The organism is Catenuloplanes nepalensis, from assembly GCF_030811575.1.
GTDB lineage: Bacteria > Actinomycetota > Actinomycetes > Mycobacteriales > Micromonosporaceae > Catenuloplanes > Catenuloplanes nepalensis.
Genome location: NZ_JAUSRA010000001.1, coordinates 2,720,376 through 2,737,271, shown reverse-complemented (window position 1 = coordinate 2,737,271; position 16,896 = coordinate 2,720,376). Strand labels below are relative to the sequence as shown.

The 16,896-nt window shown below is 75.1% G+C and carries 6 protein-coding genes; all 6 read left to right on the top strand.

Going from position 1 to position 16,896, the window contains the following annotated elements; all coding sequences use genetic code 11:
• Positions 1-23: 23 nt before the first annotated feature.
• Genes J2S43_RS11450 through J2S43_RS11425 form a run of 6 tightly spaced genes read left to right on the top strand, consistent with a single transcriptional unit; the run spans position 24 to position 16,860 of the window.
• Complete coding sequence (locus tag J2S43_RS11450; RefSeq protein WP_306828878.1) at positions 24-1,262, top strand: cytochrome P450; 1,239 nt, start codon at positions 24-26, stop codon at positions 1,260-1,262.
• A complete protein-coding gene (locus tag J2S43_RS11445; RefSeq protein WP_306828877.1) occupies positions 1,256-2,113 on the top strand; it encodes a DUF5829 family protein in 858 nt (285 codons plus the stop codon). Before J2S43_RS11450 ends, J2S43_RS11445 begins: the two co-directional genes overlap by 7 nt.
• The gene (locus J2S43_RS11440) at positions 2,110-7,083 is read left to right on the top strand and encodes a non-ribosomal peptide synthetase (RefSeq protein WP_306828876.1); all 4,974 of its coding nucleotides are present in this window, start codon (positions 2,110-2,112) and stop codon (positions 7,081-7,083) included. The genes J2S43_RS11445 and J2S43_RS11440 overlap by 4 nt, the downstream gene beginning before the upstream one ends.
• Positions 7,080-11,429, top strand: a complete 4,350-nt coding sequence (locus J2S43_RS11435) for a MupA/Atu3671 family FMN-dependent luciferase-like monooxygenase (protein WP_306828874.1) — start codon at positions 7,080-7,082, stop codon at positions 11,427-11,429. Before J2S43_RS11440 ends, J2S43_RS11435 begins: the two co-directional genes overlap by 4 nt.
• Complete coding sequence (locus tag J2S43_RS11430) at positions 11,426-15,553, top strand: type I polyketide synthase (RefSeq protein ID WP_306828873.1); 4,128 nt, start codon at positions 11,426-11,428, stop codon at positions 15,551-15,553. The genes J2S43_RS11435 and J2S43_RS11430 overlap by 4 nt, the downstream gene beginning before the upstream one ends.
• A complete protein-coding gene (locus tag J2S43_RS11425; protein ID WP_306828872.1) occupies positions 15,550-16,860 on the top strand; it encodes an MFS transporter in 1,311 nt (436 codons plus the stop codon). The genes J2S43_RS11430 and J2S43_RS11425 overlap by 4 nt, the downstream gene beginning before the upstream one ends.
• Positions 16,861-16,896: the final 36 nt, after the last annotated feature.

Sequence of the window (16,896 nt, the reverse complement as noted above, 5' to 3'; positions counted from 1 at the left end):
ACGACGCGAGCGGAGGAGCACCGGTGGCCGTACTGGCGGACCGCTTCGACCCGGCCGATCCCGAATTGCGGGTCGACCCGTACCCCATATACCGCCGGTTTCGCGAGGCTGATCCCGTACATTGGGGATTGTCGAGCCTGGCCGGTTTTCCCGGCGCGTGGTACATATTCCGGCACGACGACGTGGTGTCGATTCTGCGGGATTCTCGATTCGGCAAGGAGCGCCCGGCGACAGATTTCGCGACGGCTGACGCGCGGCCGGAACGGACGACGGTCCCGGAGGCGGCACGCACGTTCTTCGGCACCGCCCGGCAGTGGGTGGTGCACCGCGACCCACCGGACCACACCCGGCTGCGCGACCTGCTCCGGCCGCACTTCGCGCCGGCGGCGGTGGCGCGCCTGCGTCCGCGCATCGCCGCGATCGCCGCGGACCTGCTCGACGGGATCGCGCGGCGCGGCGGCGGCGATCTGATCGCGGACTACGCGTACCCGCTGCCGGTCGCGGTCATCGCGGAGATGATCGGGCTGCCAGCCGACGGCCGGGACCTGCTGGTCGAGTGCTCCCGGCACTGGCAGGCGGTCGACGTGAGCACCACGGACGAGACCTGGCGCGGCGCGGGCGACGCGATCGACGCGGCGCGCGACTATCTGCGCGTGCTCGTCCGCCGGCGCGACCGCGGGACCGGGGACCTGATCGACGTGCTCGCCGGCGGCCGGGACACGGGCGAGGTGGTCAGCGAGGACGAGTTGCTGGCGAACATCATGTTCCTGTTCGTGGCCGGTGCGGGCTTCCAGACCACGACCGGCCTGATCGGCAGCGGCCTGCACCTGCTGCTGTCCGACCGGGAGCAGTGGGACCGGCTCGCCGACCGGCCCGGGCTGCTGCCGTCCGCGATCGACGAGGCGCTGCGGTACGAGCCACCGGTGCAGACCACGAACCGGATCGCCCGCGAGGCCGTCACCGTGGGCGGGCGAACCATCGGCGCCGGCGACTCGGTCCTGGTGGTCTTCGCCGCGGCGAATCGTGACCCCGCGGTCTTCCCGGACCCGGACCGGTTCGACATCACCCGCACCGGCCGAGCGAACCACTCCTTCGGCGTCGGCATCCACTACTGCCTCGGCGGGCCGCTCGCCGCGGTGGAGGCGGAGATCGCGATCGGCGCGCTGCGCACCCGCCTGCCCGGCCTGCGCCCGGCCGGCCCGGCCGCGTGGAACCCGATGGTCTCGTTACGGGTCCTGCAGACGCTCCCGGTCGCATGCTGACGCGCACGGAGACCGCGGTGGCGGCGTTGATGGACCACGTGGTGGTGATGCTCGACGGCACGGCGTACCGGGCCGCGCGGGACGCAGCGTTCCTGCGGGACGAGTTCGCGCGGGTGGCCGTCAAGGAGTCGGAGAGTTCGCTCGCCGGGACGTACACGGCCACCGCCGTGCTCGGCACCAGCACGCTCGTCGAACTGTTCGACGTCGCCGCGCCGCCGCTGCCCGGCGTGACCGCGGGCCTGGTGCTCTCGTTCGAGGTGCCCGGATCCGCGGCCCGGGCCGCGGCGCTGCTCACCGGGGCCGGCGTCCCGTTCTCGTACGAGCTGGTCCGGCGCGCGGTGCCGGGCGAGGCCGGCATGCGGCCGTGGTACCACCTGATCCGCCCGGACCTCGGGCCGGGCAACCCGTTCCTGCTCATGATCACCGAGGTGACCGGCGACTACTTCCGCGCCATCGGCGCGGCCGAAGGGCCCGGCGGCACGCTGCGCCGGCGTGACTACCTCGACGCCCGGCTCGGCTCTCCTCCGCCCGCGCATCACCTGCTGGGCGACGTGACGGAGGTCCGGGTGCGGCTGCACCCGGACCGGTCGGCGCGGCTGCGGGACGCGCTGACCACGCTCGGTTTCACCGCGGAGGGCCCGGTCCTGCGCGGCCCGGACTCGGTCGTGCACCTCACCGACGGCGGTACCGGCCCGGAGGGCGTCACCACGGTCCGGGTGTCGTTGCGCCGGCCCGCGGACGCCGACGGCACGCACCGCTTCGGCGGCACCTCGGCGCTGACGTTCCGCGCCGGTGCACACGACGCCGAGTGGCGGTTCACGCCGCCCGAGGACCGGGAGGGAGCGGCATGACCGTGGAGACGCTGCCGGAGGCGGTCCGGCGCTGGGCCGGAACCCACCCGGACGCGCTCGCCGTCGACGCCGGCGACTCCGTGCTCACCTACCGGCAGCTGGCCGCGCGCGCCGCCGGCCTCGCCGTCCGGCTGCGTGCCGCCGGTGCCGGCGCCGAGACGATCGTGGGCCTCGCCACCGGCCGCACCCCGGACCTGGTCACCGGCCTGCTCGGCATCCTCGAGGCGGGAGCGGCCTGGGTGCCGCTGGACCCGGCGTACCCCGATGATCGTCTGTCGTTCGTGCTGCGCGACAGCGCGGCCCGCCTGGTCGTCGCGGATGCGGGGACGGCCTCGTTGCCCGCACTGGCGGACGTGAGCGTGCTGGTGCCCGCGGACACGACCGGTGAGCCGGAGGCGCCGCCAGCGCCGCCCGATCCGCGACGGCTCGCCTACGTGCTCTACACGTCCGGATCGACCGGACGGCCGAAGGGCGTGATGGTCACCGAGGGCTGCCTCGGGAACCTCGGCACCGTGCTGGTGGACGCGTTCCGCACCGGTCCCGGCGACCGGATCCTGCAGTTCGCGTCGCCGAGCTTCGACGCCTCGGTGTGGGAGATCGGCCTGGCGCTGCGCGGCGGCGCGACGCTGGTGCTGGCCGGCCGGGCGGAGCTGATGCCCGGACCCGCACTGGCCGCGACGCTGCGGGACCGGCGGATCACGCACGCGGTGATGCCGCCGTCCGTGCTCGCCGAGCTTCCACCGGTCGCGCTGCCGGACCTGCGTGAGCTCGTCTGCGGCGGCGAGGTGCTGTCCCGCCCGCTCGCCGCCCGCTGGGCCGCCGGCCGCCGGCTGGTCAACGGCTACGGTCCCACCGAGACCACGGTCTGCGTGACCATGTCGGACGTGGCGCCGGACGGCGGCGCGCCGACGATCGGCCGGGCGTTCGGCGGCGCGTCCGTGCACCTGGTCGGCCCGGACCTGCGGCCGGTGGCGGACGGGCAGCCCGGCGAGATCGCCGTCGGTGGCGCGCGGGTCAGCCGCGGATACCTGGGCCGGGCCGCGCTGACCGCGCACCGGTTCGTGCCCGACCCGTTCGGCGGGCCGCCCGGAGCGCGGCTCTATCTCACCGGCGACCTCGGGCGGCGGCTGCCGTCCGGCGAGATCGAGTTCCTCGGCCGGGCCGATCAGCAGATCAAGTGGCGGGGCTTCCGGATCGAGCCGGACGAGATCGCCGCGGTGCTTCGCGAACATCCACGGGTACGGGACGCACTGGTCGTGCTGCGCGACGACCACCTGACCGCCTACGTGACCGCGGCGGACGTGACCTCGGCCGCGCTGCGCGACCTCCTCGCCGCGCGGCTGCCCGCGCACATGCTGCCCTCCGCGATCGTGCCGCTGGACCGCATGCCGCTGACCGCCGCCGGCAAGGTCGACCGGGCGGCGCTGCCCGCGGCGGCACGGGCGGACAGCGGCCTCGGCGAGCGGGTGCCGCCGCGGACCGCGACCGAGCACACGATCGTCGCGATCATGGCACGGCTGCTGGGAGGCGCGGACGTGGGCGTCACGGACGGTTTCTTCGCGCTCGGCGGTCATTCGCTGCTGGCCGCGCGGCTGATCGCCCGGGTCCGGGACGCGACCGGGCTGGAGCTGCCCGCGTCCGTGGTCTTCGCCGGGCCGTCCGCCACGGAGATCGCCGCCTACCTCGACTCCGGGGCCGCCGAGCCGGCGTTGCCGCCGCTGCGGCCGGTGCCGCGTGACCGGCCGCTTCCGCTGTCGTTCCCACAGGAGCGCGTCTGGTACATCGAGACGGCGGCGCCGGGCAACCTCGCATACAACGCGCAGTTCACCGTACGGCTGCGCGGGCCGCTCGACCAGGCCGTGCTGGCCGCGACGCTGGCCGCGCTGGTGGACCGGCACGAGGTGCTGCGCACCGCGTTCGTCACGGTCGACGGGCTGCCGGTGCAACGGCCGCAGCGGTCCGCACCGGCCCGGCTGCCGTTCACGGACCTGTCCGGCCTGCCGGGCCCGGAGCGGGAGGCGCGCGCGGCGCAGGTGATCGCGGACGCGGTCCGGGAGCCGTTCGACCTGGCCCGGCCGCCGCTGGCTCGATGGACACTGATCCGGCACGACACCGCCGACCACACGCTGGTGCAGGTCGAACATCACTTCGTCCATGACGGATGGTCACAGTCGGTGTTCCTGAGCGACCTGGAGACGGTCTACCCGGCGCTGCTGGCCGGCGAGCCGGTGCCCCCGCCCGCGCACACCGCGCAGTTCGCCGACTTCGCCGTCTGGCAGCGGGAGTGGATGCGCGGCCCGGTCCTCGACCGGCACCTGGACTACTGGACCGCGCGGCTCGCCGGGGTGACGACCACGGTGGACCTGCCCGCCGACCGCCCTCGCCCGGCCGTACCCTCGATGCGCGGTGATCTGCTGCGCATCGACCTGCCGGACGAGCTGGCCCGCGCGCTGCGCGGCTTCGCGCGGGCGCACGGCGTCACGCTGTTCACCACCATGCTGGCCGGGTTCGCCGCGCTGCTGCACCGCTACAGCCGGCAACGGACCGTCGTGGTCGGCACCGCGGTCGCGGACCGGCGACTGGCCGAGTCGGAACGGCTGATCGGCATGCTGGTCAACACGCTGCCGCTGGTGACCGACCTGGGCGACCGGCCCGGCTTCGGCGCGCTGGTCCAGCGGGTGCACGAGACCGCGCTGGACGCCTACGCGTGGCAGGCCGTGCCGCTGGACCGGCTGGTGCGGGCGCTCGCCCCGGTCCGGGACCCCTCCCGCGACCCACTGTTCTCCGTGCTGTTCAGCGCGCACGACTCCCCCGTGCCGGACCTGGAGTTCGGCGGGCTGCGCGGCGAGGTCGTCGAACGGCACAACGGCTCGGCCAAGATGGACCTGTCCGTGGTGGTGGTCCCGCGCGCCGAGCAGCGGGCCGGGCGGCCGCCGCGGCCCGGCGACGACCGGATCACGCTGCTCTGGGAGTACGCGACCGATCTGTTCGAGGCCGACACCATGCGCCGGATGGCCGGGCACTACCTGACGCTGCTGGCCGAGGCGGTGCGCGCGCCGCACACGCCGGTGGCGCGGCTGCCGCTCGGCCCGGCGGTCCCGGCGGCCCCGGCGATCCCGGCGGCCCCGGCGGTCTCGGTCGGCTCCCGGGCCGTCTTCCGCCCGGCGCACGAGCAGGTCGCGGACGCGGCCCGCGCATCGGCCGGCACGCCCGTGTGCGGCACCACCTACGGCGAGCTGGACGCGGCCGCGAACGCGCTCGCCCACCGGCTGGTGCGGGCCGGGGCCGGGCCGGACGTGCCGGTCGTGGTGTGCGCCGGGCGGGGTGCGGAGTCGATCCTGGGGCAGCTGGCCGCGCTCAAGGCCGGGGCCGCGTTCCTTCCGGTCGACGCGGGCTACCCGGCCGCGCGGCTGGCGTACCTGATCAGGGACTCCCGCGCGCCGGTGCTGCTCGCCACGCCCGAGGTCCTGGACCGGCTGCCGGCCACGACCGCCACCGTGCTCCCGCTCGACCTGTCCGGGCGGGCCGGCACCGGCCCGGCGGTACGGGTGAGCGCGCACCACCTGGCATACGTCGTCTACACCTCCGGCTCGACCGGCCGGCCGAAGGGCGTCGCCATCACCCACGGCAGCCTCGCCAACCTGATCGACTGGTACCGGGACGAGCTCGGACTGACCGCGGACGACACCGGTACCCTGGTGGCGAGTCCCGGCTTCGACGGCGCGATCGGTGAACTGTGGCCGGCGCTGGCCACCGGCGCCGCGATCGCGTGCCCGAGTGACGAGGTGCGGGCCACACCCGCCGCGCTGACCCGCTGGTTCGCCCGCGCCGCGGTCACCGTCGCCTACCTGCCGACGGTGCTGGCCGGCCTGGTCCTCGCGGAGCCGTGGCCCGCCTCGGCCCGGCTGCGCGTGCTCAGCTGCGGCGGTGAGGCGCTGACCGCCCGTCCCGCACCGGACGCACCGTTCCGGCTGGTGAACCTCTACGGGCCGGCGGAGAACACGGTCAACAGCACCGCGGGTACGGTCCGGGCGCGGCCGGCGGGCCGGCCGTCCATCGGCGTGCCGATCCGGGGCGCGATCGCGTACGTGCTGGACGAGGACGGCACACCGGCACCGGTGGGCGTGCCGGGCGAGCTGTACGTGACCGGTGCCGGACTCGCCCGCGGCTACCTGCACCGGCCGGGGCTGACCGCGGACCGGTTCCTGCCGGATCCGTTCAGCACCACGCCCGGCGCGCGGATGTACCGCACCGGGGATCTGGCCCGGTGGCGGCCGGACGGCGAGCTGGACTTCCTCGGCCGGACCGACGAGCAGGTCAAGATCCTCGGGTTCCGGATCGAGACCGCCGAGGTGTCCGCCGTTCTGCGTGAGCACGACCACGTGCGGGACGCGCTGGTCGTCGCCCGGGACGACCCCGGCCGGCCACGCCGGCTCGTCGCCTACCTGGAGGCCGGTGAGACGCACGCCGCAGCGCTCCGCGTCTGGCTGCGGGATCGGCTGCCGGCCTACATGATCCCGGCCGACCTGGTGTTCCTGTCCCGGCTGCCGCGCACCACCCACGGCAAGATCGACCGGGACGCGCTGCCGGCGCCGGTCACCGGCCCGGTCGAGCATGCCCCGGGCACGCCGGCCGAACGGCGGATCGCGGCGCTGGCGGAGCCGCTGCTCGGCCGGCCGATCGGCGCGGAGGAGAACTTCTTCGCCGCCGGTGGCCACTCGCTGCTGGCCGCGCGCCTGGTCGCCCGGGCGGGCGCGGAGTTCGGGGTGGACGTGCCGCTGCGCCGGTTCCTGGCCGAGCCGACCGTACGCGCGCTGGCCACCGTGGTCGGCGAGGCCACACCGGCCGTCCGGATCCGTCCGGCGCTGGCCCGGAGCGCGCCACAGCTGCTGGCCCGGCTGGACGAGCTGACCGATGACGAGGTGGCCGCCCTGCTGGCGCGGCTCGACGACGGCGAGGTGTCCCGGTGAGCGTGCCCGAACGTGACGACGAGCGTGCCCGGCTGGCGCGGCTGCTGCGGGAGCGCTCCGAGCGCGCCGGTTATCCGCTGTCCTACCCGCAACGGCGGCTGTGGTTCCTGGATCAGCTCCAGCCGGACAGCGCGGTCTACACGATCCCGCTCGGTTACCGCATCCGCGGCCCGCTCGACGTGCCGGCGCTGGAGCGCGCGATCGACGGCCTGGTGCGCCGGCACGAGGTGCTGCGCACCGCGTACCGCACGGTCGACGGCGAACCCCGCCAGGTGGTGCTGCCGCACACGCCGCAACCGCTGCCGGTCACCGACCTCCGCACGCACCCGGACCCGCGCGGTGAGGCCGGCCGGATCGCCGCCGCCGAGGCCCGCCTGCCGTTCGACCTGTCCTCCGGCGTGGTGCTGCGCCCGGCGCTGCTGCGGATCGCCGACGACGACTACCGGCTGCTGCTGACCGTGCACCACATCGCCTGCGACGCCGCCACGGTCGAGGTGCTGACGGCGCAGATCGGCGAGGAGTACGCCGGGCACACACCCGCGGAAGCCGCGCTGCAGTACGCGGACTTCGCCGAATGGCAGGTGGCGCACCTGCGCGGCCCGGCCTTCGACGACCTGCTCGGCTTCTGGCGGGACCGGCTCGGCGCACGCCCCGCACCGTCCGCCGTCCCGGCCGACCTGCCCCGGCCCGCGGTGCAGACGTTCCGCGGCGCGCACGTCTCCCTCGTGCTGCCGCCGGAACCGGTGGCGGCGCTGGAGACGCTCGCCCGGGAGGAGGGCGCCACGCTCTACACCGCGCTGCTGGCCGTCTTCGCCATGCTGCTGGAGCGGCACACCGGCGAGGGAGAGGCGGTGATCGGCACACCGGTCGCCAACCGGGGACGCGACGAACTGGCGTCGCTGGCCGGGTTCTTCGCGAACACGCTGGTGCTGCGCCTGCCGGTACCGGACCGGGCGAGTTTCCGGCAGCTGCTGCGCCGGGTCCGCGACGAGGTCCGTGACGGCCTCGCCCACCAGGACCTGCCGTTCGAACGTCTCGTCGAAGAGTTGCACCCCGACCGGGACCTGGCGCACCACCCGCTGTTCGGTGTGCTGTTCAGTTACCGCGAGGACCGCCCGGACCCGCTCATCCTGCCCGGATGCGAGGTCACCGAGGAACCGGGCGACACCGGCACCGCCAAGTTCGACCTGACCGTCAGCGTGACCCGAACCGCCGGTGCGGTGCGGGTACGCCTGGAGTACAGCACCGACCTGTACCTGCCGGACACCGCGGCCCGGCTGGCCGGCCGGTTCGTCACCGCGGTCCGCGCGGCCGCGGACGCACCGGACCGGCCGGTCGCCGAGGCGACGATCCTCGGCGAGGACGAGGCCCGGGCGGTGGCGGCCGCGTCAGCCGGCCCGGACGGCCCGGACGGCCCGCGACCGCCGCTGCACGAGCTGGTGGCCGGCCACGCCCGGACCGGACCGGACCGCGCCGCGATCGTTCACCGCGGACGGACGATCACGTTCCGGCAGCTGGACGCGGCCGTCCGGCGGCTCGCGGACCGGCTCCGCGCGGCCGGGACCGGCCCGGACACGCCGGTCGGCGTCTACCTCGACCGCACACCGGACCTGCTGATCGCACTGCTCGGCATCGGCCGGGCCGGCGGCGCCTACCTGCCGCTCGACCCGGACTACCCGGCCGGCCGGCTCGCCTTCATGATCGCCGACTCCGGCGCGCCGCTGATCCTCACCTCCCGGGCACTGGTCGCGGCCACCGCCGGACTCGGTGCGCCGGTGCTGACCGTCGACGACCCGGGCGAGACGCCGGCACCACCGCCGGCATCCGCGGACGAGCCGGCGGTGAGCCCGGACCACCTGGCGTACGTCATCTACACCTCCGGCTCCACCGGCCGGCCGAAGGGCGTGATGGTCACCCACCGCAACCTGGCCGCGTTCGGCGCGGGCGCGGACCGGCTGCTGCCCGCCGGTGACCTGCCCGCCACCTGGTACGCGGTGACCAGCTTCTCGTTCGACATCTCCGTGCTGGAACTGCTGTGGACGCTCAGCCGCGGGCACACCGTGGTCCTGCACGCCGACCCGGCCACCGCACCGGTGCCGGCGGTCCGGGCTCCGGGCTTCAGCCTCTTCTACTTCGGCAACGACACCGACGACGGGCCGGGCGAACGGTACCGGCTGCTGCTCGACGGCGCCCGGTTCGCCGACGACCACGGATTCACCGCGGTCTGGACCCCGGAACGGCACTTCCACCCGTTCGGCGGGCTGTTCCCCAACCCGTCGGTGACCGGCGCCGCGGTCGCGGCCGTGACCCGTAGCGTCGCGATCCGGGCCGGCAGTGTGGTCCTGCCGCTGCAGGACCCGGTCCGCGTCGCCGAGGAGTGGGCGGTCGTCGACAACATCTCCGGCGGGCGCGCCGGCGTGTCGTTCGCCTCCGGCTGGCACGCCAACGACTTCGCCCTCGCTCCTGATCGGTACGCCGACCGCAAACGCGTCATGTTGGACGGCATCGCCGAGGTCCGCCGGCTGTGGCGCGGCGAGACGGTCCGGCGCCGCGGCGGCACCGGCGCGGAGACCGACCTGGCCTCCTATCCCCGGCCGGTCCAGCCGGAGCTGCCGATCTGGATCACCAGCGCACGCCACCCGGACACCTTCCGGACCGCCGGTGAGATCGGCGCCGGGCTGCTCACCCACCTGCTCGGGCACACCGCCGGGCAACTGGCCGAGAAGATCGGGATCTACCGGACGGCGTGGCGGGAACACGGGCACCCCGGCGACGGCCACGTGACGCTGATGCTGCACACGTTCGTCGGCACCGACCCTGACGAGATCCGCGAGACGGTACGCGAGCCGCTCAGCGCGTACCTGCGTACCTCGATCGACCTGATGGCCGGGCTAGCCGGCATCACCGACCGGCGGGTGGACCCGCTCACCACCGCCCCGGAGGAACTCGACGGCCTGGTCGCGCTCGCGTTCGACCGGTTCTACGCCTCCGCCGGTCTGCTCGGCACCCCGGAACACTGCGCCGACCTGGCCGTCCGCCTGGCCGGCCTCGGTGTGGACGAGATCGCCTGCCTGGTCGACTTCGGCGTGCCCGCCGACGCGGCACTGGCCGCGCTGCCGCTGCTGGCCCGGGTCCGGGACCTGACGCGGGAGCGGATCGCGGCGAGCGGTGAGCCGGTGACCTCCGGCATCCTCCGGTCCGGCGCCACCCACCTGCAGTGCACACCGTCACTGGCCGGTGCGCTGATCGCCGAACCGGACGCGCCCAAGGCACTGGGCGGGCTGACCGCGATGCTGGTCGGCGGCGAACCGCTGCCACCGGACCTCGCCGAGCACCTGGCGGGCATGTCCGGCGGCGAGGTGCACAACATGTACGGGCCGACCGAGGCGACCATCTGGGCGACCAGCCTGCGGGTCACGCCCGGCGGCACCGTCACCATCGGCCGCCCGATGGCCGGCGTGCGCGCGCACGTGACGGATCGGCGCATGCGGCCGGTACCGATCGGCGTGCCGGGCGAACTGCTGCTCGGCGGCCCCGGGATCGCCCGCGGCTACCTCGGGCGACCGGGCCTGACCGCGGAGCGGTTCGTGCCCGACCCGTTCGGCTCCGGCGGCCGGCTCTACCGCACCGGCGACCTGGCCCGGCTCCGCGCCGACGGTGAGCTGGAGTTCCTCGGCCGGCTCGACGACCAGGTCAAGCTGCGCGGTCACCGCATCGAACCGGGCGAGATCGAGGCGGTCCTGGTGCGGCACCCCGCGGTCCGGGCCGCGGTCGCGACCGTGCACGGGACCGGCCCGGCCGCGCGGATCATCGGGTACTGCCTGGCACCACCCGGCACGTCCGAGGACGAGCTGCGCATCTGGTGCGCCCGCACCCTGCCGGACTACATGGTGCCGGCCGCGTTCGTGTTCCCCGGCGCGTTCCCGCTGACCCCGAACGGCAAGGTGGACCGACGGGCGCTGCCCGAGCCCGGCCGGTCCGGCGCGGACGCCCGCGCGGCCTTCGCGCCACCGGAGACCACCGTGCAACAGCTCATCGCCGGCACCTGGGCGGAGGTGCTGCGCGTCGACCGGGTCGGCCTGAACGACAACTTCTTCGACCTGGGCGGCAACTCGCTGCTGCTGCTGGGCGTGCGCGCCCGGCTGCTGGACCGGCTGGACCGGACACCGTCCCTGGTCGACCTGTTCCGCTATCCGACCGTCGCCGCACTGGCCGCCGCGCTCGCCGACGGTGCCGCCGGCCGGGGCGCCGCCGACGCCCGGGCCGCGGCACTGGAGCAGGCCGGACGCCGGCGCGCCGGGCTGACGCGCGCCGGTGAGGCACGGCGCCGGGCGGGTGGCGCGTGAACGCCGGCGACGTCCCCGGGGTGGAGCCGATCGCCGTGATCGGCATGGCCGGCCGGTTCCCCGGTGCGGGCGGTTCCCTGGCGGCGCTCTGGGCCGATCTGCGGGCCGGCGTCGAATCCGTCACCCGGTTCGGCGTGCCGGATCTGGTCGCCGCCGGCGTACCGGCCGCACTCGCGGCCGACCCGGACTACGTACCGGCCGCCGCGGTGATCGACGGCGCGGAGCTGTTCGACGCCGCGTTCTTCGGCTACAGCCCGCGCGAGGCCGAGATCACCGACCCGCAGCACCGCGTCTTCCTGGAGTGCGCCTGGGCCGCGTTCGAGGACGCCGGCCACGACCCGAGACGTTTCCCCGGCGCGGCCGGCGTCTTCGCCGGAGCGTTCCTGAACAAGTACCTGCCGCAGAACCTCTCGCAGGACCCGGGGTTCCTCGCGTCGCCGTACGCGCTGCTCGCCCGGGTCTACAACGACAAGGACTTCCTCGCCACCCGGGTCGCGTACCTGCTGAACCTGCGCGGCCCCGCGATGACCGTGCAGACCGCCTGCTCGACCGGGCTGGTCGCGGTGCACCTGGCCTGCCAGTCCCTGTGGGCCTACGAGTCGGACGCGGCACTCGCCGGTGGCGTCTGCCTCAACGTGCCGCTGCACGCCGGCTACCAGACCGTGGACGGCGGTATGTTCAGCCCGGAGGGCCACTGCCGGCCGTTCGACGCGCGGGCCCGCGGCACCGTCCCGGGGTACGGCGCGGGCGCAGTCCTGCTGCGCCGGCTCTCCGACGCCGTCGCGGACCGCGACCACATCCGCGCGCTGATCGTCGGCACCGCGGTCAACAACGACGGATCGTCCAAGGTCGGCTTCACCGCACCCAGCGTCGACGCCCAGGCCGAAGTGATCATGGCGGCGCAGGCAGTCGCCGGCGTCTCGCCCGACAGCATCGGCTACGTCGAGGCGCACGGCACCGGCACCCAGGTCGGCGACCCGATCGAGGTCGCCGCGCTGAGCGCCGCGTTCGCCGGTGCCACCCGCCGGCGGTTCTGCGCGCTCGGCTCGATCAAGGCGAACATCGGCCACCTGGACGCGGCCGCCGGCGTCGCCGGGCTGATCCGCGCCACGCTCGCGCTGGAGCACCGCGAGATCCCGCCGAACGCGAACTTCACTGAGCCGAACCCCGAGCTCAAGCTGGACGGGAGCCCGTTCTACGTGCCCTCCGAGGTGACCGCCTGGCCGCCCGGCCCGCACCCGCGCCGGGCGGGCGTCACCTCGCTCGGCATCGGTGGCACCAACGCGCACGCGGTCCTTCAGGAGGCACCGGCGCCGCCACCCCCCGGCCCGGACCGGCCGTGGCAGCTGCTGCCGCTGTCCGCCCGGGACCGCACCGCGCTGGCCTCGGCCGCGGACCGGCTGGCGGGCCACCTCGAGGACCACCCGCACGCACGGCTGGCGGACATCGCCTACACGCTGCAAGACGGCCGGCACCACTTCGCCGAGCGCCGCTTCGTCGTGTGCCGGGACACCGCCGACGCGGTCACCGCGCTGCGCGGCCGGGCCGCCTCCGACGCACCCGCTCTGGCCGACCCGGCCCAGGTGGTCTTCATGTTCCCGGGCGGCGGCACCCAGCACCCGGACATGGGCGCGGAGCTCTACGACCACGAGCCGGTGTTCCGGTCCGAGGTGGACACCGCCGCGGACCTGCTGGCCGGCCGGCTCGGCATCGACCTGCGCCGGTTCCTGTTCCCGTCCCGGTTCGGCGGGGACGGCCTGGACCGCGACGACGTGCGCTTCGTGCTCGCCGGCATCTTCGTCATCGAGTACGCGCTGGCCCGGCTCTGGATGTCCTGGGGCGTCGCGCCGCTGGCGATGGCCGGGCACAGCCTCGGCGAGTACGTGGCCGCCTGTCTCTCCGGCGTGTTCTCGCTGCCGGACGCGTTGGAGCTGACCGTCGCCCGCGGCGAGATCTTCGCCCGCGCCCCGCACGGTCGCATGCTCGCGGTGGCGCTCGGCGAGGACGACGTCACGCCGCTGCTCGGGACACGGCTCTCGCTCGCGGCCGTCAACGCGCCCGCCCTGACACTGGTGTCCGGGCCGGGCGACGACGTCGAGGCGCTCGCCGACCGGCTCGACGCCCTCGGCATCGACCACCGGCGGGTCTCGATCCAGCTGGCCAGCCACTCCTGGCTGATGGACCCGTACCTCGACGAGTTCCGCGATCGAGTCGCCCGGCTGAGCCCGCGCCCGCCGCGCATCCCGTTCGTCTCCGGCGTCACCGGCACCTGGATCCGCCCCGGCGAGGCGACAGATCCCGGCTACTGGTCCGCCCACCTGCGCCGGCCGGTGCGGTTCGCGGACGCGATCCGGGAGGCCAGCGCCGCACCCGGACGGGTGCTGCTGGAGGTCGGGCCGGGCCACACGCTCACCACGCTCGCCCGCGCGCAGCGGATCGCACCGCCGCCGATCGCGGTGCCGGCCATGCGGCACCCGCGGGACACCCGTTCCGACCACGCCTGCATGCTCACCGCGGCCGGCACGCTGTGGCAGGCCGGCGTGGTGCTGGACTGGCGGGCACTGCACGGCGCCGCCGCGCCCCGCCGCACCCCGCTCCCCGGCTATCCGTTCCAGCGCAGCCGCCACTGGATCGGGCCCGGCGCGCCGGTCACGGACCCGCCCGCGGCACCGCCGGACGACCCCGCCGACCGGTTCGCCGCGCCCGGCACGCCACGCGAGCAGATGGTCGCCGGCCTGTGGGCGGAGCTGCTCGGCGTCACCCGGATCGGCGCGGACGACGACTTCTTCGCGCTCGGCGGCAACTCCCTCATGGTCACCCAGCTGCTGCGGCGCCTGCGCCAGGCCGGGCTGCCGACGCTGCACCCCCGCGACATGTTCGCCGCGCCCACCGTCGCCGGGCTGGCCGCGGTGCTCGACGACCTGACCGGCGGCGGGCACGGTGACATCGGCGCGGTCGACCTGACGGCGGAGGTCCGGCTCGACGAGTCGATCTCCGCGGCGCACCTGCCACCGCGACCGGCCGGCCCGCCGCGGACAGTGCTGCTCACCGGCGCGACCGGGTTCCTCGGGCTGTTCCTCGCCGCCGAGCTGCTACGGCGTACCCCCGCGACCGTTCTCTGCCTGGTCCGTGCGGCCGATCCGGAGAGCGGCACCGCGCGGATCCGGGCGCATCTGACCGGCTCCGGGCTGCCGGTGACCGGGCTGGAGCGCATCGTCGGCGTGCCCGGTGATCTGGCCCGGCCGCTGCTCGGCCTCACCCGGGAACGCTTCGACGAGTTGGCCGCCGGCGTAGACGCGATCTACCACGCGGGCGCCTGGGTCAACTTCGCCCGGCCGTACCGGACACTGCGCGACACCAACGTCGGCGGCGTCGAGGAGTTGCTCCGGCTGGCGACCCGCACTCGGCTGATCCCGGTCCACCACGTGTCCACCATGGCGGTGCTGGCCGGTGCGTTCCAGGACGGGGTCGCCGAGGTCCTGGAGGACGATCCGCTCCCGCCGCCCACCGGACACGACACCGGGTACAGCGAGAGCAAATGGGTCGCCGAGGGCGTGGCCCACCTCGCGCGGGCACGCGGCGTGCCGGTGTCGGTGTACCGTCCGGGCGTGGTCCTCGCGGACAGCATCACCGGCATCATGAACGCCGAGGACTACCTGACCAAGATGGTCCAGGGATGCGTGCAGCTCGGCGTCGCCCCGCTGCGCGACTACGACCAGATCTACGGCACGGCCGACCACGTCGCACGCACGGTGGTGGCCCTGTCCCTGGCCGCGCCGGACGCCGGCCGGACCTACCACACCGTGGCGGAGCGGCCGCTGCCGTGGAACCGGCTCTTCGACGCGGTCCGGGCGTTCGGCTACCCGGTGACGAGCGTGCCGTACCGGCAGTGGCACGACACGCTGCGGGCCGCCGTCGACCGGGGCGAGCCGAACGCGCTCGCCGGGCTCGTCGACTCGCTGGCCGTCCCGGGCGACCGGCACACCGCGCGCGTGGACCGGCGCAACCTGCTCGCCACCGCGCCCGGCGACGAACCGGTGCTGGACGACGCCTACTTCGCCACCATGCTGCGCTACGGCGTCCGCCGCGGCTGGCTGCCCCCGCCACCGGAGGGCTGCCGGTGACCGGCCCGGCCGCGTTCGTGGTGCTCTGGGCCGGGCAGTTCCTCTCCGTGGTCGGCACCGGCGTCACCACGTTCGGTCTCGGCGTGTGGGTCTACCAGGACACCGGATCGGTCACCCGGTTCGCGCTGATCTCCGTCCTGGCGAGCGCGCCGCTGGTGTTCCTCTCCCCGTTCGCCGGCGCGCTGGTGGACCGCTGGGACCGGCGCACCGTCATGATCGTCGCCAATCTGTGCTCCGCCGCCTGCACGTGCGCGCTCGTCGGGCTGCTGCTGGCGGGTCGGCTGTCCATCTGGCACATCTACGCCGCGACCGCGCTCACCGGCGGCGTCACCGCGTTCCACTGGCCGGCCTACGCCGCCGCCACGACGCTGCTGGTGCCGAAGCGGCACCTCGGCCGCGCCGCCGGGCTGGCCGAGCTCTCCCGGGCCGCGTCGCTGGTGCTGTCCCCGCTGATCGCGGGCGTGCTGGTCGCCGGCGTCGGCATCCGGGCCGTGCTGCTCGTCGACGGCGTCACGTTCCTGCTCGCCGCCGTCACCCTGTTCGGAGTCCGCGTCCCGCCCCCCGGCGCCGATCCCGCCGCCTCTCCTGGACACCGGAGCCTGCTGGCGGACGTCCGGTACGGCGCTCGCTACCTGCGTGACCGGCCCGGCCTGGGCCGGCTGCTCGGCGTGTTCTCACTGATGAACCTGTTCTGCTCGTTCGTGCCGATCCTGGTCGTGCCGCTGATCGGAACGTCCGGCAGCGCGCGGGAGCTCGGTGTCACGGTCACGCTCGGCGCGCTCGGCTTCCTCGCCGGCGGAGTCGTGATGAGTGCCTGGGGCGGCCCGGCTCGCCGGATGCACGGCATCATCGGCTGCGGCGTCGCACAGGGCCTCGCCATGATCATTACCGGTCTGCGTCCCTGGCCCGCGCTCGTCGTCACCGGGCTGTTCTGCTTCTACTTCTGGATCCCGATCGTCAACGGCAGCAGCCAGGCGATCTGGCAGTCCAAGGTGCCCGCGTACCTCCAGGGCCGTGTCTTCGCCATCCGGCGCATGGTCGCCCAGGCCACCACGCCGATCGGCTATCTGCTGGCCGGGCCGCTCACCGACCGGGTGTTCGGGCCGGCCGTGGCCGGCGGCGGCGCGGCCGCGATCGTCGGCACCGGTCCGGGACGGGGAGCGGCGGCCCTGCTGGTGGTGCTCGGCGTGCTGGCCGTCGCGACGAACCTGGCCGCGCTCCGGTCCGGCCGGCTGATGCGACTGGAGGACGAGCTGCCGGACGCCTCACCGGCCCCGCTCAACGACCTCGGCGCAGCCCGGCGCTGATCCCGTGGGCCCGGCGCTGATCCCGTGGGCCCGGAC